This is a genomic window from Aphanothece stagnina RSMan2012 (assembly GCF_046764815.1).
In the GTDB taxonomy this organism is placed as follows: Bacteria; Cyanobacteriota; Cyanobacteriia; order PCC-6307; family Cyanobiaceae; genus NIES-981.
On record NZ_JBKOUC010000111.1, the window covers coordinates 1 to 435 of the forward strand.

Annotated in this window: 1 protein-coding gene; it reads right to left on the bottom strand. The window is 69.9% G+C overall.

Annotated elements, in window-relative coordinates:
• On the bottom strand, window positions 1-435 hold a 435-nt coding region (locus ACLNEE_RS16980), incomplete at both ends, for a hypothetical protein (protein ID WP_412007463.1).

Consider the following 435-nt stretch of genomic DNA (forward strand, 5'->3'; position numbering starts at 1 on the left):
GAGGCGTTGCTGCGGTAGCCGATGGCGATGGCTCCCGAGAGGGGTGAGCTACCCGCGTTGGCAACGGCCTCCCGGCCGATGGCAATGGTGTTCTCGCCAATGGCGTTGGCGTCCTGGCCGATGGCCACGGTGCCAATGCCATTGGCATTGGCGAAGGCCCCCACTGCTACAGCGGCGGTTCCGGTGGCGTTGGCGTTGCGCCCGAGGGCCGTGGCGCTGATGCCATCCGCCCGGGAGTTGGCCCCCAGGGCCGTGGCTCCGGACTGGATGGCGAGGGAATCCGAGCCGATGGCGGTGGTGAAGTCGCCGTTGGCATTGGCGCCCGGTCCGTAGCAGACGGCGTTGGCGCCGGTGCCGGTGCAATTGAGGCTGCTGACGGCGGCAGCGGAGGCGGCTGAGCGGGAGAGGGTGCCGTCGTCGTTGGCGAGGATCAGG